Origin of the sequence: Streptomyces sp. NPDC058620 (genome assembly GCF_042717135.1) — a bacterium.
GTDB lineage: Bacteria > Actinomycetota > Actinomycetes > Streptomycetales > Streptomycetaceae > Streptomyces.
Genome location: NZ_JBHXQO010000004.1, coordinates 139,884 through 157,570, shown reverse-complemented (window position 1 = coordinate 157,570; position 17,687 = coordinate 139,884). Strand labels below are relative to the sequence as shown.

The 17,687-nt window shown below is 70.0% G+C and carries 19 protein-coding genes and 4 tRNA genes; 17 read left to right on the top strand and 6 right to left on the bottom strand.

Going from position 1 to position 17,687, the window contains the following annotated elements:
* The first annotated feature begins 20 nt into the window (after window positions 1-20).
* The 4 genes from ACFWSK_RS07070 (at window position 21) to ACFWSK_RS07055 (ending at window position 402) form a co-directional block, all read left to right on the top strand.
* Window positions 21-93 (top strand) — tRNA-Glu (locus tag ACFWSK_RS07070).
* 60 nt (window positions 94-153) lie between these two features.
* Window positions 154-226 (top strand) — tRNA-Glu (locus tag ACFWSK_RS07065).
* Between the two features lie 12 nt (window positions 227-238).
* Window positions 239-310, top strand: a tRNA-Gln gene (locus ACFWSK_RS07060).
* Between the two features lie 19 nt (window positions 311-329).
* Window positions 330-402, top strand: a tRNA-Glu gene (locus ACFWSK_RS07055).
* Window positions 403-911: 509 nt separating this feature from the next.
* Here the strand turns inward: ACFWSK_RS07055 and ndgR are convergent.
* Entirely contained in the window at window positions 912-1,628 is a 717-nt protein-coding gene (gene ndgR, locus ACFWSK_RS07050; RefSeq protein ID WP_003966003.1) for an IclR family transcriptional regulator NdgR, read from the bottom strand.
* A gap of 174 nt (window positions 1,629-1,802) precedes the next feature.
* Here ndgR and leuC point away from each other — a divergent pair, with 174 nt between their 5' ends.
* The 4 genes from leuC to ACFWSK_RS07030 all read left to right on the top strand — a co-directional run bounded on the left by leuC (window position 1,803) and on the right by ACFWSK_RS07030 (window position 4,982).
* Entirely contained in the window at window positions 1,803-3,230 is a 1,428-nt protein-coding gene (leuC, locus tag ACFWSK_RS07045; RefSeq protein WP_383782841.1) for a 3-isopropylmalate dehydratase large subunit, read from the top strand.
* A 2-nt stretch (window positions 3,231-3,232) separates the two neighbouring features.
* Complete coding sequence (gene leuD / locus ACFWSK_RS07040) at window positions 3,233-3,826, top strand: 3-isopropylmalate dehydratase small subunit (protein WP_383782839.1); 594 nt, start codon at window positions 3,233-3,235, stop codon at window positions 3,824-3,826.
* Window positions 3,827-3,930: 104 nt separating this feature from the next.
* Window positions 3,931-4,158 carry a hypothetical protein gene (locus tag ACFWSK_RS07035; protein WP_383782837.1) on the top strand — a complete coding sequence of 76 codons (228 nt, stop codon included), beginning with the start codon at window positions 3,931-3,933 and terminating at the stop codon, window positions 4,156-4,158.
* A gap of 143 nt (window positions 4,159-4,301) precedes the next feature.
* On the top strand, window positions 4,302-4,982 hold the full coding sequence (locus ACFWSK_RS07030) for an HU family DNA-binding protein (protein WP_383782835.1): 681 nt from the start codon (window positions 4,302-4,304) through the stop codon (window positions 4,980-4,982).
* Between the two features lie 74 nt (window positions 4,983-5,056).
* Here the strand turns inward: ACFWSK_RS07030 and ACFWSK_RS07025 are convergent, their stop codons facing one another.
* Both ACFWSK_RS07025 and cofC read right to left on the bottom strand, forming a co-directional pair.
* Complete coding sequence (locus ACFWSK_RS07025; protein WP_383782833.1) at window positions 5,057-5,260, bottom strand: hypothetical protein; 204 nt, start codon at window positions 5,258-5,260, stop codon at window positions 5,057-5,059.
* A gap of 10 nt (window positions 5,261-5,270) precedes the next feature.
* Window positions 5,271-5,954 (bottom strand): 2-phospho-L-lactate guanylyltransferase, encoded by a 684-nt coding sequence (cofC, locus tag ACFWSK_RS07020; protein WP_383782831.1) that lies wholly within the window; start codon window positions 5,952-5,954, stop codon window positions 5,271-5,273.
* A 149-nt stretch (window positions 5,955-6,103) separates the two neighbouring features.
* Between cofC and ACFWSK_RS07015 the strand changes: the two genes are divergently transcribed.
* The 3 genes from ACFWSK_RS07015 (at window position 6,104) to ACFWSK_RS07005 (ending at window position 9,146) form a co-directional block, all read left to right on the top strand.
* Window positions 6,104-6,856: a lysophospholipid acyltransferase family protein gene (locus tag ACFWSK_RS07015; protein WP_383782829.1), complete on the top strand. Its 753-nt coding sequence runs from the start codon at window positions 6,104-6,106 to the stop codon at window positions 6,854-6,856.
* Window positions 6,853-7,863 (top strand): NAD(P)H-dependent glycerol-3-phosphate dehydrogenase, encoded by a 1,011-nt coding sequence (locus tag ACFWSK_RS07010; RefSeq protein WP_383782827.1) that lies wholly within the window; start codon window positions 6,853-6,855, stop codon window positions 7,861-7,863. Before ACFWSK_RS07015 ends, ACFWSK_RS07010 begins: the two co-directional genes overlap by 4 nt.
* 110 nt (window positions 7,864-7,973) lie before the next feature.
* Complete coding sequence (locus ACFWSK_RS07005; protein ID WP_383782825.1) at window positions 7,974-9,146, top strand: D-alanine--D-alanine ligase family protein; 1,173 nt, start codon at window positions 7,974-7,976, stop codon at window positions 9,144-9,146.
* A 34-nt stretch (window positions 9,147-9,180) separates the two neighbouring features.
* Here ACFWSK_RS07005 and ACFWSK_RS07000 read toward each other — a convergent pair whose 3' ends face one another.
* Both ACFWSK_RS07000 and ACFWSK_RS06995 read right to left on the bottom strand, forming a co-directional pair.
* Window positions 9,181-9,669: a DUF3515 domain-containing protein gene (locus ACFWSK_RS07000; RefSeq protein WP_383782824.1), complete on the bottom strand. Its 489-nt coding sequence runs from the start codon at window positions 9,667-9,669 to the stop codon at window positions 9,181-9,183.
* A 20-nt stretch (window positions 9,670-9,689) separates the two neighbouring features.
* Complete coding sequence (locus ACFWSK_RS06995) at window positions 9,690-9,923, bottom strand: Lrp/AsnC family transcriptional regulator (protein ID WP_383782822.1); 234 nt, start codon at window positions 9,921-9,923, stop codon at window positions 9,690-9,692.
* Between the two features lie 320 nt (window positions 9,924-10,243).
* Between ACFWSK_RS06995 and ACFWSK_RS06990 the strand changes: the two genes are divergently transcribed.
* Window positions 10,244-11,215, top strand: coding sequence for a thiamine-phosphate kinase (locus ACFWSK_RS06990; RefSeq protein WP_185298270.1), 972 nt, complete (start codon window positions 10,244-10,246; stop codon window positions 11,213-11,215).
* Window positions 11,216-11,225: 10 nt separating this feature from the next.
* Complete coding sequence (thiD, locus tag ACFWSK_RS06985) at window positions 11,226-12,035, top strand: bifunctional hydroxymethylpyrimidine kinase/phosphomethylpyrimidine kinase (RefSeq protein WP_383782820.1); 810 nt, start codon at window positions 11,226-11,228, stop codon at window positions 12,033-12,035.
* Window positions 12,036-12,158: 123 nt separating this feature from the next.
* Here the strand turns inward: thiD and rpmB are convergent, their stop codons facing one another.
* Window positions 12,159-12,344 carry a 50S ribosomal protein L28 gene (rpmB, locus tag ACFWSK_RS06980; RefSeq protein WP_003965989.1) on the bottom strand — a complete coding sequence of 62 codons (186 nt, stop codon included), beginning with the start codon at window positions 12,342-12,344 and terminating at the stop codon, window positions 12,159-12,161.
* A gap of 259 nt (window positions 12,345-12,603) precedes the next feature.
* On the opposite strand from rpmB, the gene ACFWSK_RS06975 reads away from it, so the two are divergent.
* The 4 genes from ACFWSK_RS06975 to coaD all read left to right on the top strand — a co-directional run bounded on the left by ACFWSK_RS06975 (window position 12,604) and on the right by coaD (window position 17,685).
* Window positions 12,604-14,220 (top strand): DAK2 domain-containing protein, encoded by a 1,617-nt coding sequence (locus ACFWSK_RS06975; RefSeq protein WP_383782933.1) that lies wholly within the window; start codon window positions 12,604-12,606, stop codon window positions 14,218-14,220.
* Between the two features lie 58 nt (window positions 14,221-14,278).
* Complete coding sequence (gene recG, locus ACFWSK_RS06970; RefSeq protein ID WP_383782818.1) at window positions 14,279-16,504, top strand: ATP-dependent DNA helicase RecG; 2,226 nt, start codon at window positions 14,279-14,281, stop codon at window positions 16,502-16,504.
* 90 nt (window positions 16,505-16,594) lie between these two features.
* On the top strand, window positions 16,595-17,179 hold the full coding sequence (rsmD, locus tag ACFWSK_RS06965) for a 16S rRNA (guanine(966)-N(2))-methyltransferase RsmD (RefSeq protein WP_383782816.1): 585 nt from the start codon (window positions 16,595-16,597) through the stop codon (window positions 17,177-17,179).
* Between the two features lie 26 nt (window positions 17,180-17,205).
* Window positions 17,206-17,685, top strand: coding sequence for a pantetheine-phosphate adenylyltransferase (coaD, locus tag ACFWSK_RS06960; protein ID WP_383782932.1), 480 nt, complete (start codon window positions 17,206-17,208; stop codon window positions 17,683-17,685).
* Window positions 17,686-17,687 lie beyond the last annotated feature (2 nt).

Genomic DNA, 17,687 nt, shown 5'->3' with positions numbered 1-17,687 from the left:
GCGCAAGTCCGAAGTAACAAGCCCCCGTTGTGTAGCGGCCTAGCACGCTGCCCTCTCACGGCAGTAGCGCCGGTTCGAATCCGGTCGGGGGTACAGATCCTTCTCGCGAGAACATCTGGGTCGCACCCACGTTCTTGATGCAGGATCGCTAGGGCCCCCGTTGTGTAGCGGCCTAGCACGCTGCCCTCTCACGGCAGTAGCGCCGGTTCGAATCCGGTCGGGGGTACTTGTAACACCATGGGCTATGGTGTAATTGGCAACACTACGGTTTCTGGTACCGTCATTCTAGGTTCGAGTCCTGGTAGCCCAGCGCAAGTCCGAAGTAACAAGCCCCCGTTGTGTAGCGGCCTAGCACGCTGCCCTCTCACGGCAGTAGCGCCGGTTCGAATCCGGTCGGGGGTACAACAGCTCGACAGCAAAAGGCCCTTCACCCCGGTGGAGGGCCTTTTGCCGTGTCGGCCGCCATCGGCTCAGAGGCCGTGGCCGTAGGGCCGATTCCTGGCTCTGGGCCAGCCGTCGCAGCGACATCAGCAGCGGCTCGTAGAGCACGGCCGAGGCGACCGCGTTCTCCACCCGCTCCGCCTCCGTGGCACAGCTCTCCATGACGTCGAAGTCGTGGACGGCGGCGCGCTCCATGAAGCGGGCCTGCTGGGTCGGATACTCGATGTCGCACGGGTATCCCAGCCGGGCGAGCGTCGCCATGGAGGCGACCAGGGAGCGCTACACGGGGGAGAGTTCGCCCAGTTCCCGGGCCGTCGCCCAGCCCAGTTCACCGAGCTGCCGGTCGAGGGGCGAGGCCGCCGTGCGGCGGATCGTCTCGCACACCGCTCGTCCACGGAACGGAAGGACTGAACGGGGCCGCCACGGCGCTGGGGCGGCCTTCCGGATGAGACGGATGGGACGGGTGTACGTCAGCCCGTGCGGCGCAGCGCCTCGCTCAGCCGCGCGGCCGAGTCGATGACGGCCTGGGCGTGCATCCGGCCCGGGTGACGGGTCAGGCGCTCGATGGGTCCGGAGACCGATACGGCGGCGACCACCCGGTTCGAGGGCCCCCGCACCGGCGCCGAGACCGAGGCGACGCCCGGTTCCCGCTCGCCGATCGACTGGGCCCAGCCCCGTCGGCGTACGCCGGAGAGTGCCGTCGCCGTGAACCGGGCACCCTGGAGGCCGCGGTGCAGACGCTCCGGCTCCTCCCAGGCCATGAGGATCTGCGCGGAGGAGCCGGCCTTCATGGTGAGCGTGGAGCCCACCGGCACGGTGTCCCGCAGTCCGGACAGCCGTTCCGCCGCTGCCACGCAGATCCGCATGTCGCCCTGCCTGCGGTAGAGCTGCGCGCTCTCGCCGGTGATGTCGCGCAGATGCGTGAGCACCGGTCCCGCTGTCGCGAGGAGACGGTCCTCACCGGCCGCGGCCGCGAGTTCCGACAGCCGGGGGCCGAGAATGAACCGGCCCTGCATGTCCCTCGCCACCATGCGGTGGTGTTCCAGTGCCACGGCCAGCCGATGAGCCGTGGGTCGTGCGAGCCCGGTCGCCGCGACCAGCCCGGCGAGGGTGGCCGGACCGGACTCCAGGGCGCTCAATACCAGAGCTGCCTTGTCGAGAACGCCGACGCCGCTAGAGTTGTCCATACGACGATACTCGCGTCTCACTCTGTGAAACGCAAGTTCAATTTCCGGCGGAAGTTGCGAACCTGTACGGGCGGCCACACAACGGCCCGTAGCCACTGCCCCGCACGGGGGTCCGGACGGTGGCGCACCGAATCTCTAGTTGGGCCGGCGAAGACGCCGGCCGGAGGGAAAGCGATGGGTAGGACACTCGCGGAGAAGGTCTGGGACGACCACGTCGTCCGGCGCGCGGAGGGCGAGCCCGACCTTCTCTTCATCGATCTGCACCTGCTGCACGAGGTGACCAGCCCGCAGGCGTTCGACGGCCTCCGGCAGGCCGGACGCCCGGTGCGGCGTCTCGACCTCACCATCGCCACCGAGGACCACAACACCCCGACCCTCGACATCGACAAGCCGATCGCCGACCCGGTCTCCCGCGCGCAGCTGGAGACCCTGCGCAAGAACTGCGCGGACTTCGGCGTCCGGCTGCACCCGCTGGGCGACGTCGAGCAGGGCGTCGTGCACGTGGTCGGCCCCCAGCTCGGGCTGACACAGCCCGGCACCACCGTGGTCTGCGGCGACTCCCACACCTCCACCCATGGCGCGTTCGGCGCGCTGGCCTTCGGTATCGGCACCAGCCAGGTCGAGCACGTTCTGGCCACCCAGACGCTCCCGCTGGCCCGCCCGAAGACCATGGCGATCACCGTCGAGGGCGAACTGCCCGACAACGTCACGGCCAAGGACCTGATCCTGGCGATCATCGCCCGGATCGGCACCGGCGGCGGCCAGGGCTACATCCTCGAATACCGCGGCTCCGCCATCGAGAAGCTCTCGATGGAGGCCCGGATGACCATCTGCAACATGTCGATCGAGGCCGGCGCCCGCGCGGGCATGATCGCCCCGGACGGTACGACGTTCGACTACCTCCAGGGCCGCGATCACGCCCCCGTGGGCGAGGAGTGGGACGCGGCCGTCGCGTACTGGAAGACCCTGCGCACCGACGACGACGCCGTCTTCGACGCCGAGGTCGTCATCGACGCCGCCGAACTGGCGCCGTTCGTCACCTGGGGCACCAACCCCGGCCAGGGCGCGCCCCTGTCGGCCAACGTCCCCGACCCTGCTTCGTACGAGGACGCCTCGGAGCGGCACGCCGCCGAAAGGGCCCTGGAGTACATGGGGTTGACCGCTGGGCAGCCGCTGCGGGACATCAACGTCGACACCGTCTTCGTAGGTTCCTGCACCAACGGCCGCATCGAGGACCTCCGCAACGCGGCCTCGATCCTGGACGGCCGCAAAGTCGCCGACGGCGTACGGATGCTGGTCGTCCCGGGCTCCGTGCGCGTCGCCCTCCAGGCCGTCGAGGAGGGCCTGGACAAGGTCTTCACCGCCGCCGGCGCCGAATGGCGGCACGCGGGCTGTTCGATGTGCCTCGGCATGAACCCCGACCAGCTGGCTCCCGGCGAGCGCTCGGCGTCCACCTCGAACCGCAACTTCGAGGGCCGGCAGGGCAAGGGCGGCCGTACGCACCTGGTCTCCCCGCAGGTCGCCGCGGCCACCGCGGTACTGGGCCATCTGGCCTCGCCCGCCGATCTGTCCGATGCCCTCACGTCCGCCGGAGTCCGATAGCCATGGAAGCATTCACCGCACACACCGGCCGGGCCGTCCCGCTGCGCCGCAGCAACGTCGACACCGACCAGATCATCCCCGCCCACTGGCTGAAGAAGGTCACCAGGGACGGCTTCGAGGACGGGCTCTTCGAGGCGTGGCGCAAGGACGAGAACTTCGTCCTCAACCGCCCGGAGCGGGCAGGCGCCTCGGTCCTGGTGGCGGGTCCCGACTTCGGCACCGGCTCCTCGCGCGAGCACGCCGTCTGGGCTCTGCAGAACTTCGGCTTCAAGACCGTCATCTCCTCCCGGTTCGCCGACATCTTCCGCGGCAACTCGCTGAAGAACGGTCTGTTGACCGTCGTACTCGACCAGAAGGTCGTGGACGCGCTGTGGGAGCTGACGGAGGCCGACCCAACGGCCGAAATCACCGTGGACTTGGAGAAGCGCCAGGTCCTCGCGGAGGGCATCACGGCCGACTTCGAGCTCGACGAGAACGCCCGCTGGCGGCTCCTGAACGGCCTCGACGACATCAGCCTCACCCTTCAGAACGAAGCGGACATTGCGACTTATGAGGCGGCAAGGCCGACTCACAAGCCGCGTACAATTGAGGTCTGAGCAGCGCTTTTCCAGGACTGCGCCCCCTGCCTTCCGGCAGGGGGCGCAGTCGCTTGTTGAGACCCCGTCGGGCGACAACTCGCCCCAGATGGCACAATCGGTGCATGGAACGCGACAGCCAACTCAAGCTCTATGGCCAAGTCGCCGACCGATTGAAGGAAGCGCACGCAACAGTGCGCGCACTGCAAGTCCCGGAGGGCGTACGGATGGCGCTGTCCCGGAAGCTGCTGGTCATCACGGCCGCGGCGAAGCACGATCTCCCAGATGCGGCTAGGCGTCTGGACCGGTTGATGAAGGACCTCGATGAGGGCCGATTCCCCGAAGGTGACTGACTCTGCGGAACTGCGCAGCGGTCGACTTCGTTGCGGCACTAGGGTGATTAGCCCGTTTCGTGTTTGATTTGCGGTATATATCTGCCTAACGTGCGAAAAAGCTTGAACACTTTCGTTCTGGCAATGTCTCCGAAGGGGAAGACGTGAACAAGGCGCAGCTCGTAGAAGCGATTGCCGACAAGGTCGGCGGCCGCCAGCAGGCCGCAGACGCTGTCGATGTGGTACTCGACGCGATCGTCCGCGCAGTTGTCGCAGGGGACCGTGTCTCGGTCACCGGCTTCGGCTCGTTCGAGAAGGTCGACCGCCCCGCCCGGTACGCCCGCAACCCGCAGACGGGTGAGCGCGTACGGGTCAAGAAGACGTCCGTGCCCCGTTTCCGTGCGGGACAGGGCTTCAAGGACCTGGTGAGCGGCTCGAAGAAGCTCCCCAAGAACGACGTGGCCGTGAAGAAGGCGCCCAAGGGCAGCCTCTCGGGCGGTTCTTCCACCCGTACGACGGCGAAGGCCGCCGCCAAGAAGGCGACCGCCAAGAAGGCCGTGGCCACGAAGAAGGCCACCGCCAAGAAGGCCGTGCCGGCAGCGAAGAAGACCACCGCCACCGCCAAGAAGGCCACGCCGACGGCGAAGAAGGCCACCGCGACCGCCAAGAAGGCCGCCACCGCCAAGCAGGCGGCCGCTCCGGCGAAGAAGGCGACCCCGGCGAAGAAGACCGCCGTCGCCAGCAAGACCGCGCCCGCCAAGAAGACCACGGCGAAGAAGGCGCCCGCGAAGAAGACCACGGCGCGCAAGACCACGGCCAAGAAGGCCACTGCACGCAAGAAGTGAGAACGGGCAACGCTCGTTCCTCTCACACGCGCCGGGCCGGGCTCCCCCTGGGGAGCCCGGCCCGCGGGCTTTGATCAGAACGTCTGCAGCGTCACCAGGCTGATCCGCGGCGAGGCTCCCTCACCGCTCACCTCGATGCGCACGCGCTGCCCCGGACGCAGCAGCCGCAGGCCGCCCGCGTCGAAGGCCGGGGCGTCGAAGTCCATCGGGGTGCCGTCGTCGAGAAGCACACTGCCGGTGCGGGTCTCGGAGTCGTACGTATACGCGGTCGCCTGCATGAACGGCAGCCTATCGGTCCCTCGCGGGACCGGCCGAGGCGCGCAGTCCCGCGGTGTGCGGGCCGACCCCGAGGGCCAGCGCCACCCGCAGATCCTCACCGGTATCCACGTCCCGGCGGACCGAGTCGAGCCCGGACAACGTAATTTCCGCCGCTCCCGAAGCCAGATGCCGGGCCCTCGAAGGGCCGCCGAAAGCCGGACGCAATTCCACACCGGGTGATGCCGACAGAAATGTCGTACCGATTCTCGCGGCATCCGTAACAAATGCACGGGGAAATGTGGCGGAATAATCGAGCGCCCGCGCCAATTCCTCGGGGCGCAGTGCGGGAAGATCCGCATTGAGTGCGGCCACCGCCGCACCTGCCCGTCGCGTACGCACCGCACGCGCTCCGTGCGCCAGCGCCGCGTTGAGCCCGGCCGCCGGTGAGTCCGCCACGATGCGTGCCCCCAGCGCCGAAAGAGCCGCCCCGGCCACCGGATCGTCCGTGACGACCAACACATCCCGCACCGCCGGGCACGCCAGTGCCGCGGCCACCGTGTCCTGGGCGAACGCCAGGGCCAGGCGCGGTCTGAGCAGTCCCCCCGCCGTCCGCCCCAGCCTGCTCTTGGCCCGCGCGAGCGGCTTCAGCGGGACGACCAGGGACCAGGACCCGGTCAGGTCGGTGTTCGTGGCCATCTCCCCCTCCGTACGCATTGCGACTTATTCTCGCCTGCCGGTCCGACAACCCGGAGGTCCGGTCCGGAAGGCGGGGCGTACGGTGTTCTCGACACAGCAGGGGTCTGGGGCGAGACTTGACCGTCAGTAGCCAGGCAGCAGGTCAGGTCTTAGAGGAAGGTGTCCGAGTGTCCCGCCGCAGAATCGGCTTCTGGTACCGCCTGGCGGCGGTCATCGCAAAGCCGCCATTGGTGGTCCTGTTCAAGCGCGACTGGCGGGGAATGGAACACATTCCGGCCGAGGGTGGATTCATCACCGCGGTCAACCACAACTCGTACCTGGACCCCCTTTCGTACGGGCATTTCCAGTACAACACCGGCCGGGTGCCGCGGCTGCTCGCGAAGGCGGGACTGTTCAGTACCCCCTTCGTCGGAATGATGCTGCGAGGCACCGGCCAGATCCCCGTGTACCGCGAGACGAGCAATGCGCTGGACGCTTTCCGGGCCGCCGTCGACGCGATCGAGCGGGGCGAATGCGTCGCCTTCTACCCCGAGGGCACGCTCACTCGCGACCCCGATATGTGGCCGATGGCCGGCAAGACCGGCGCCGCCCGGGTCGCGCTGCTGACCAGGGCGCCCGTCATCCCCGTCGCCCAGTGGGGCGCCAACCTCGCGATGCCGCCGTACGCCAGGCAGAACAAGTTCAGCTTCTTCCCCCGCAAGACCCTCCAGGTGCGGGCCGGTCCGCCGGTCGACCTCGACCGGTTCTACGACCTGGAGCCCACGCCCGACGTGCTGCGCGAGGCGACCGAGGTCATCATGGCCGCGATCACCGCACAGCTGGAGGTCGTACGGGGCCGGAAGGCACCCGCCGAGCTCTACGATCACCGCAAGGCCCGCGCTGAGCAACGGCGCAAGGCAGAGGGAAAGGGACTCACGTGACGCACCCCGCGAAGGCCGCCGTCTTCGGAACCGGCTCATGGGGTACGGCCTTCGGCATGATCCTCGCCGACGCAGGCTGCGACGTGACCCTCTGGGGCCGCCGCGCGGAGGTCGCCGAGGCCATCAACACGACCCGTACCAACCCGGACTATCTGCCGGGTATCGAACTCCCCGCCTCGGTCCGCGCCACCACCGACGCCGCCGAGGCCCTGCGCGGCGCCGACTTCGCCGTCCTGGCCGTGCCCTCCCAGACCCTGCGCGCGAACCTCGCCGCCTGGGCCCCGCACCTGGAACCCGGCACGGTGCTCGTCTCGCTGATGAAGGGCGTCGAACTCGGCACCGCCAAGCGGATGAGCGAGGTCATCGCCGATGTCACCGGCGTCACCGCGGACCGCATCGCCGTCATCACGGGACCCAACCTCGCCAAGGAGATCGCCGAGCGCCGTCCCGCCGCCGCCGTCGTCGCCTGCCAGGACGAATCGGTGGCCCAGCGCCTCCAGGCCGCCTGCCACACCCCGTACTTCCGCCCGTACACCAACACCGACGTGGTCGGCTGCGAACTCGGCGGCGCCGTCAAGAACGTCATCGGCCTGGCCGTCGGCATCGCCGACGGCATGGGCCTCGGCGACAACGCCAAGGGCTCCCTCATCACCCGCGGCCTCGCCGAGACCACCCGCCTGGGCCTGGCCATGGGAGCCGACCCGCTCACCTTCTCCGGACTCGCCGGCCTCGGCGACCTGGTGGCGACCTGCTCCTCCCCGCTCTCGCGCAACCACACCTTCGGCACCAACCTCGGCCGCGGGATGACGCTCCAGGAGGCGATCGCCGCCACCAGGCAGACCGCCGAGGGCGTCAAGTCCTGTGAGTCGGTGCTCGATCTGGCGCGCCGGCACGGAGTCGACATGCCCCTCACCGAAACCGTCGTCGGCATCGTGCACGAAGGCAAGCCGCCGGTCGTCGCGCTCAAGGAGCTGATGGCGCGCAGCGCCAAGCCCGAGCGGCACTGATCCCTTCCCCACGCGCCGCTCGCACCGGCACCCCGGCGGCGTACGGCGCTCCGGCACGCCCCGTGCCTGCACTCCTCGGCCCGGGGCGTGCAGGGTACGCTCATCGCGATATGAGCAGCGAGAACCTCCCCCAGAGCCCTGAGAGCCCCGAGAGCCCTGCGCAGGGCCGTAAGCCGCGGGTGGCCGTCGTGTTCGGCGGCCGCAGCTCCGAACACGGCATCTCGGTCGTCACGGCCGGCGCCGTACTGAACGCCATCGACCGGACCAAGTACGACGTCCTGCCGATCGGCATCACCACGGACGGCCGCTGGGCGCTCACCGCCGACGATCCCGGACGCATGGCCATCGCGGACCGCAAGGTGCCGAACGTGGCCCAGCTCGCGGAGTCCGACGAAGGCGGTGTCGTGCTCTCCGTCGACCCCGGCAGCCGCGAAGTCGTCTACACCGAACCGGGCGCCGTCCCCAAGGCGCTCGGCGAGGTCGACGTCGTCTTCCCGATGCTGCACGGCCCCTACGGTGAGGACGGCACGCTCCAGGGGCTCCTGGAGCTCTCCGGAGTGCCCTACGTGGGCGCCGGCGTCCTGGCCTCCGCCGTCGGTCAGGACAAGGAGTACATGAAGCGGGTGTTCACCTCCTTCGGGCTGCCCGTCGGCCCGTACGAGGTGGTGCGCCCCCGCGAGTGGGACAACGACCGTCCCACCGCCCGCAAGCGCATCGTGGACTTCGCCGGCGAACACGGCTTCCCGCTCTTCGTCAAGCCCGCCCGCGGCGGTTCCTCGATGGGTATCACCAAGGTCGACGACCTCTCGGGCCTCGACGAGGCGATCGAGGAGGCCCGCCGCCACGACCCCAAGTTCCTTGTGGAGTCGCTGCTGCGGGGCCGCGAGATCGAGTGCGGTGTGCTGGAGTTCGAGGACGGTCCGCGCGCCAGCGTGCCCGCCGAGATCCCCCCGGTCACCGCGCACGACTTCTACGACTTCGAGGCCAAGTACATCGACTCGGCGGCCGGGCTCGTGCCCGCTCCGCTCACCGAGGAGCAGACGGCGGAGGTCCAGCGGCTCGCCGTCGCCGCCTTCGAGGCCGCCTCATGCGAGGGCCTCGTGCGCGCCGACTTCTTCCTCACCGACGAGGGCGACTTCGTCATCAACGAGATCAACACGATGCCGGGCTTCACGCCGATCTCCATGTACCCGCGGATGTGGCAGGAGAGCGGAGTGGACTACCAGGAACTGGTGGACCGGCTGATCCAGGCCGCACTGAACAGGCCCACGGGCCTGCGCTGACGTTCCGCCGCGCCCGTCGGGAAGACCCCGGGGCCTACAGGCTCTTCGGGACCGTCTTCCCGACGGAATCGGCGAACTCGGCGAGCGGCGTGATGTCGTGGGCGAACTCCTTCGGGAGCGTCACCTCCACATACGCCTTGCGGTACGTGGTCGTGAACCGCGGACCGGCGCCCTCCCGCTGCTCCAGCAGCCAGTTGACGCCGTCCGCGTCGACCGCGTCCGACTGGGCGTCCTCCATCTTCGAGGGTCGCGGTACGCCGCAGCGCAGTACGATCGCCCCGTCTCCCCATCCGGCCGTGAGGTCGGAAGCCGGCTCGGGATCACTCCGGTCCATTCCGGCGACGGTCTCCGGCAGCTCCTCGTGCAGCGCCTCGCAGTACGCTGCGGCCTCCGATGACGGCGTGGGAACCGTGATCGATGCCTGCGCGTCGCTGGAGGAGCAGCCCGCCGCGGCCATGACGAGCACGGCAGCGGAGGGTGCGAGGAACAGCGAACGGGGGAGCCTGCGGCCGGAATACGTCACCGGCCCAGCCTAGACGGGGGTCAGAGGTGGACGACCGGGCAGGTCAGTGTTCGCGTGATGCCGTCCACCTGCTGGACCTTGGCCACCACCAGGCGGCCGAGTGCGTCGACGGTGTCGGCCTGTGCGCGCACGATCACGTCGTAGGGGCCTGTGACGTCCTCAGCCTGAATGACTCCCGGGATCTTCGCGATGGTCTCGGCGACTGTCGACGCCTTGCCCACCTCTGTCTGAATAAGGATGTACGCCTGTACCACGGAACCTCCAGGGCGGCCACGAGGATCATGTGGGGGAAAGGGACGCCACGGTATCGCGTCGCCGCGGGCCGCGGGGAGACCTGCGGGCCGGATGACGCCCACAGCGTGGCGTACGTAAGACAGAAGTTGACGTATCTCTTGACGGTACCGACAGCAGTGACGGCACGCGACCGCAAGCCCACCGGTGCAGACGGGGGACGGACATGCCAGTACGTCCCGGGGCAGAGTGCCCCCGGCGGCCGACGGCCCACGGCCGGGACCTCGGTCCGCTGAAGCAGCCCGGACAGGTGTCCGGTGCGATAAATGAGAGGTGAGACTCGGTGAAGGGAACCGTGGGCGAGTTGGGGGAGTTCGGGCTCATCAGAGAGCTCACTTCCCGGCTCACCACCACTCCGGCGGTACGGCTGGGACCCGGCGACGACGCCGCGGTCGTAGCCGCTCCCGACCGCAGGGTCGTGGCCAGCAGCGACATCATGTTGGAGGGGCGGCACTTCCGCCGTGACTGGTCGACGGCGTACGACGTCGGCCGCAAGGCCGCCGCGCAGAACCTCGCCGACATCGCAGCCATGGGCGCCGTGCCCACCGCGCTGCTGCTCGGCCTGGTCGTGCCCGCCGAACTCCCGGTCACCTGGGCGGGCGAGCTGATGGACGGCATCCGGGACGAGTGCCAGGTCGCGGGCGCCGCCGTGGTCGGCGGGGACGTCGTCCGCGGCGACACCATCACCATCGCGATCACCGCACTCGGCGATCTGCGCAACCACGAGCCCGTCACCCGGGCCGGCGCCAGGCCAGGCGACGTCGTCGCCGTCACCGGCTGGCTCGGCTGGTCCGCGGCCGGTTTCGCGGTGCTCTCCCGGGGCTTCCGTTCACCGCGCGCCTTCGTCGAGGCGCACCGGCGCCCCGAACCGCCGTACCACGCGGGCCCCGCGGCCGCAGGTCTCGGCGCCACCGCCATGACGGACGTCAGCGACGGACTCGTGGCGGACCTCGGGCACATCGCCGAGTCCAGCAAGGTCCGCATCGACCTGCGCTCCGGGCTCATCGACATCCCCTCGCAGATGTCCGACATCGGTCAGGCCGTCGGCGTCGACCCGTTGCAGTGGGTACTGACCGGGGGAGAGGACCACGCGATCGTGGCGACCTTCCCGCCGGACGTGAAGCTCCCGGCCCGCTGGAAGGTGATCGGCGAGGTACTCAACCCCTCGGCGCTGCCCCAGGTGACGGTCGACGGCGCACCGTGGACCAGCAAGGGCGGCTGGGACCATTTCGGGGACATCGAGGACGCCCAGTAGATTGCCGCGTATGCCCATACGCACCGCTGTACCGCCTCGTGTCCTCACCGTCGCCGGGTCCGATTCCGGCGGCGGTGCGGGCATCCAGGCCGATCTGAAGACGATGCTCGCCCTCGGTGTGCACGGCATGAGCGTGCTGACGGCCGTGACCGCGCAGAACTCCCTGGGGGTCCAGGGAGCCTGGGAGCTTCCGGTGGAAGCCGTACGCGCCCAGTACCGCAGCGTCGTCGACGACATCGGGGTCCAGGCCGTCAAGACCGGCATGCTTTCCTCGACCGCCCTCGTCGAGACGGTCGCCGCACTCCTCGCGGACACGGACGCACCCGTCGTCGTCGACCCGGTCGGCGTCTCCAAGCACGGCGATCCGCTGCTGGCCGCCGAGGCACTGCATTCCGTACAGACGAAGCTGCTGCCCGTCGCCACCGTGGCCACCCCGAACCTGGACGAGGTGGCGCAGCTCACCGGCATCACCGTCACCGACGAGCCCGGCATGCGCAGGGCCGCCGCCGGGATGCTGGCCCACGGGCCGCGCTGGGTGGTGATCAAGGGCGGTCATCTGCCGGGTGAGGCCGTGGACCTGCTCACGGACGGCGACGAGGAGCACTGGTTGCGTGCACCCCGGCACGACAACCGGCACACGCACGGCACCGGCTGCACCCTCGCCTCCGCCATCGCGTCCGGTCTGGCCCGGGGCGAGGACGTACCGACGGCCGTCCGGGCCGCGAAGGACTACGTCACCGGGGCGATCGCGGCAGGCTTCCCGCTCGGCGGCGGGATCGGCCCCGTCGACCACGGCTGGCTGACCCGCACCGCGCACTGACCCGCACCGCGCACCGACCCCGTCGCGCAGGGCCCCGCAGGGTCCCTGGGCACAGCAAAAGGCCGGTCCACCGAGATGGACCGGCCTTTTGGGCAACCGGTAAGGCTGCGCTACGACGAGACGTCAGCGCGCGACCTTGCCGGCCTTGATGCACGAGGTGCAGACGTTGAGCCGCTTCGGCGTCCGCCCGACCACGGCACGCACGCGCTGGATGTTGGGATTCCAGCGACGAGACGTACGGCGGTGCGAGTGCGAAATGCTGTTGCCGAAGCTCGGCCCCTTGCCGCAAACGTCGCAGTTGGCAGCCACGGGTCACTCCAAAGACTTCAGATGCACTTACAGTGAATTCCGGCGCGCCGGAATCATTTGACTGAAGTGGCGGTACCGGAGGGATTGACCCGACTCTCATCGGGCAACCGAAGCAGCATACAACGGCTGCGTCGGAGATACGAAACTACCATGTCTCACCCGGTCGCCGGCCCCGCCCCTGTCCCCGCCCGAGCCACGGCCCGGGGGCTACTCTGCGGTGCAACCCGCCGCCTACGGCCGCTTCAAGGAGGACCATCAGGTGCCGCAGCTCCCCGACGATCTGGACGCCGTCGCGGTGCGCACCTGGTGCTCACTGGCGCTGGAGGCCCTGGGCCGGGAGCGCGAGGAGATCGACGCGATCAACGTGTATCCCGTCGCCGACGGGGACACCGGCACCAACCTCTATCTGACCGTGGAATCCGCGGCGGCGGCCGTGGAAGCGGTCTTCGCCGCCCATGAGACCGGTTCCTCCGTGGCGGACCGCGCCGATGCCGTACGGGCGATGGCGCACGGGGCGCTGATCGGCGCCCGGGGGAACTCCGGCACCATCCTGGCGCAGTTGCTGCGGGGCATGGCCGGGGTGCTCGCCGAAGGCGGTGACGCCAACCACCTGCGAGCGGCTCTCACCAGGGCCGCGGCGGCGGCTCGGCAGGCCGTCGCCCACCCCGTCGAAGGCACCGTACTGACCGTGGCCACCGCGGCGGCCGAGGCGGCGGAACGCGCGGCCGGGGGCCTCGTGGCCGTGGTGGGAGCGGCGTACGAGAGTGCGCGCACCGCCCTCGCCGCCACCCCCGGCCAGCTCGCCGTCCTCGGACGCGCGGGTGTGGTGGACGCGGGCGGGCGGGGTCTGGTGGCCGTACTCGGAGCGCTGGTGGAAGCGGTCTCGGGGCAGGCACCGGAGCGGACGTCGTGGGCCGTGCCCGATGCGCTGCCCAGGCCGGCGGACGACTGCGCCCCGGCCGGTGCGGACGGGCCGGCCTTCGAGGTGATCTACCTGCTGGAGGCAGGTGACGAGGCCGTCGACCGGCTGCGGGCCCGGCTGGACGGACTCGGCGACTCACTCGTCGTGGTGGGCGGCGACGGCCTGTGGAACGTCCACGTCCATGTCGACGACGCGGGCGCGGCCGTGGAGGCCGGGGTCGAGGCCGGCCGGCCGTACCGCATCCGCATCACCCACTTCGGCGCCGACCGGGTCCACGCCCCCGCAGAGCCCGCCCAGCGCGGGGTCGTCGTCGTGGTCCCGGGCGACGGCCTCGCGGGGCTGTGCACGGAGGCGGGGGCGACCACCGTGCTCGCGCGCCCCGGAGAGCCGCCCGCCAGCGGCGAACTGGTCGACGCGATCCGCCGGGCCCACGCCCGCGAGGTGGTCCTCCTCCCCAATGACGCGACGCTGCGCCACACCGCCGGGGCCGCCGCCGAGCAGGCCCGCGCCGAAGGCGTGCGGGTCGCCCTGATCCCCACCCGCGCCGCCGTCCAGGGCCTCGCCGCGCTCGCCGTCCACGAACCGGACCGGGGCTTCGACGAGGACGTGGTGGCCATGACCGCCGCCGCCGGGGCCACCCGGTACGCCGAACTCGCCGTCGCCGAGCGGCAGTCCTGGACCATGGCGGGCGTCTGCCAGGCCGGTGACATCCTCGGCCTGATCGACGGGGACGTCGCCGTCATCGGATCCGATGTGCCCGCGACGGCCCGCACCGTCCTGGACCGGATGCTGTCGGCGGGCGGCGAACTCGTCACGCTGGTCCTCGGTGAGGACGTACCGGACGCGCTGGCCGACGCGCTGGCGGAGCACGTACGCGAGGGATATCCGGCCGTCGACACGGTCGTCTACCGTGGCGGCCACCAGGTGGCACCCCTGCTGATCGGCGTCGAGTAGGGGCACGTGGGCCCGCCACAGGGCGCCCGGCGGACATTTGTCAGTGGCGTGGTGTGCAATGGATCGCGTGTCTTCGTTCGATGAACCCCTGAAGAAGCTGCTCGGCGGAGCCACCGCGAAGGTGATGGCCGAACACCTCGACCTGCACACGGTCGGTGATCTGCTCCACCACTACCCGCGGCGGTACGAGGAGCGCGGCCAGCTCACGGCGCTGTCCGACCTCCCGCTGGACGAGCACGTGACCGTCGTCGCGCAGGTCGCCGACGCGCGGATCATGGTGTTCAACAACGGCAGGGGCAAGCGCCTCGAAGTCACCCTCACCGACGGCAGCGGCCGGCTCCAACTGGTCTTCTTCGGCCACGGAGTCCACAAGCCGCACAAGGAACTGCTGCCCGGCCGACGGGCGATGTTCGCGGGGAAGGTCTCCGTGTTCAACCGGAAGATGCAGCTCGCGCACCCCACGTACCAACTGCTCGACGCAGCCGGCACCGACGAGGCCACCGAGGCGGTCGACGCCTTCGCCGGCAAGCTGCTGCCGATCTACCCGGCCTGCAAGCAGCTCGACTCCTGGCGGATCGCCAAGGCCGTCGACGCGGTGCTGCCCAGCGCCCAGGACGCAGTCGACCCGCTGCCGCCCGCTTTGCGCGAGGGGCGCGGCTTCGCGAAGCTGCCCGAGGCGCTGCTCAAGATCCACCGCCCGCAGACCAGGGCCGACATCGCGGACGCCAGGGACCGGCTGAAGTGGGACGAGGCATTCGTCCTCCAGGTCGCACTGGCCCGCCGGCGCTATGCCGACACCCAACTGCCCGCCGTGGCCCGCAGATCCGTACCGGACGGGCTGCTCGACGCCTTCGACGCGAAGCTGCCGTTCACCCTCACCGAGGGCCAGGAGAAGGTGTCCAGGGAGATCTTCGACGACCTGGCCACGGAGCACCCGATGCACCGCCTGCTCCAGGGCGAGGTCGGCTCGGGAAAGACCATGGTCGCCCTGCGCGCCATGCTCGGCGTCGTCGACGCGGGCGGGCAGGCCGCCATGCTCGCGCCGACCGAAGTGCTCGCCCAGCAGCATCACCGCTCCATCACCGAGATGATGGGCGAGCTCGCCGAGGGCGGCATGCTCGGCGGCTCCGACCTGGGCACCAAGGTCGTGCTCCTCACCGGGTCCATGGGCGTCCCGGCCCGTCGGCAGGCGCTGCTCGACCTGGTCACAGGCGAGGCCGGGATCGTGATCGGCACCCATGCGCTGATCGAGGACAAGGTGCAGTTCCACGACCTGGGACTCGTGGTCGTCGACGAGCAGCACCGCTTCGGGGTGGAGCAGCGCGACGCCCTGCGCTCGAAGGGCAAGCAGCCGCCCCATCTGCTGGTCATGACCGCCACCCCCATTCCGCGCACGGTCGCGATGACGGTCTTCGGCGATCTGGAGACCTCCGTACTGGACCAGCTCCCGGCGGGCCGTTCGCCGATCGCCAGCCATGTCGTCCCCGCCAAGGACAAGCCGCACTTCCTCAGCCGGGCCTGGGAACGGGTCCGCGAGGAAGTGGAGAACGGCCACCAGGCGTACGTCGTCTGCCCCCGCATCGGTGACGACGCCGACGAGGCCGCGGAGAAGAAGGGGAAGAAGGGGAAGGGCGCCAAGGGCGCCGCCCCCGAGGACGACGGCGAGAAGCGGCCCCCGCTGGCCGTGCTGGAGATCGCCGAGGAGCTGCGCAAGGGCGCGCTCGCGGGGCTCCGGATCGAGGTGCTGCACGGCAGGATGCACCCCGACGACAAGGACGACGTGATGCGCCGCTTCGCCGCGGGGCAGGTCGACGTACTGGTCGCCACGACCGTCATCGAGGTCGGTGTGAACGTCCCCAACGCCACCGCGATGGTGATCATGGACGCGGACCGTTTCGGGGTGTCCCAGCTGCACCAGTTGCGCGGCCGGGTCGGACGTGGCTCCGCGCCCGGCCTCTGCCTGCTGGTCAGCGAGGCCCATGAGGCGAGCCCCGCGCGGGCCCGGCTCTCCGCGGTCGCCGCCACCCTCGACGGCTTCGAGCTCTCCCGGATCGACCTGGAGCAGCGCCGCGAGGGCGATGTCCTCGGCCAGGCCCAGTCCGGCGTGCGTTCCTCCCTGCGGGTGCTCAGCGTCATCGACGACGAAGAGGTGATCGCCGCCGCCCGCGAGGAGGCCGTCGTCGTCGTCGCGGCCGACCCGGCGCTGGAGCATCTGCCGGAGCTGCGTACGGCGCTGGACGCGCTCCTGGACAAGGAGCGCGAGGAGTATCTCGACAAGGGGTGACCGGGGCCCGGACGGCCCGGACGCCATATCGTGGGTGCACGGCACGCGTACCGCCCTGTGTGCCACCCGCGACCCTAGGACCAGACACCCATGACCCGCGTGATCGCCGGCTCGGCCGGCGGACGCCGACTGGCCGTCCCGCCCGGCACCGGCACCCGTCCCACGTCCGACCGGGCGCGCGAGGGCCTGTTCTCCACCTGGGAAGCGCTCCTCGGCACCCTGGAGGGCATCCGCATCGCGGATCTGTACGCGGGTTCCGGTGCCGTCGGCCTCGAAGCACTCTCCCGGGGCGGCGTCCACGCCCTGCTCGTCGAGGCCGATGCCCGCGCCGTCCGCGTCGTGCGCGACAACGTCCGCACGCTCGGCCTGCCCGGCGCCGAGGTCCGCGCAGGCAAAGCCGAACAGATCGTGACAGGACCGGCGCCCGCCGAGCCCTACGACGTGGTGTTCCTGGACCCGCCGTACGCCGTCACGGACGAGGATCTTGGCGAGATGCTGGTCACACTCCGTACTCAGGGCTGGCTCACCGACGATGCGCTCGTCACCGTGGAGCGGAGCACCAGAGGCGGAGAATTCAACTGGCCCAAGGGATTCGAGCCACTGCGGGCCCGTCGCTACGGCGAGGGAACGCTTTGGTACGGTCGCGCCGCCTCTACGTGCGAAGACGCACGATGACCGGACCGGAGAGGGAGGGAATCACGTTGCGCCGCGCCGTCTGTCCGGGGTCATTCGACCCCATCACCAATGGACACCTCGACATCATTGGCCGTGCCTCGAAGCTGTACGACGTCGTACACGTCGCGGTGATGATCAACCAGTCCAAGAAGGGGCTCTTCACGGTGGAGGAGCGGATCGACCTGATCCGCGAGGTCACCGCCGACTTCGGCAACGTCGAGGTCGAGTCCTTCCACGGCCTCCTGGTCGACTTCTGCAAGCAGCGCGACATCCCGGCGATCGTGAAGGGCCTGCGGGCCGTCAGCGACTTCGACTACGAGCTCCAGATGGCCCAGATGAACAACGGCCTCTCCGGCGTCGAAACGCTCTTCGTGCCGACCAACCCCACGTACAGCTTCTTGTCGTCCTCCCTGGTCAAGGAGGTGGCGACCTGGGGCGGAGACGTCTCCCACCTGCTGCCGCCCAGGGTCCACGAGGCACTCACGGAGCGTCTCGGCCAGAAGTGAGT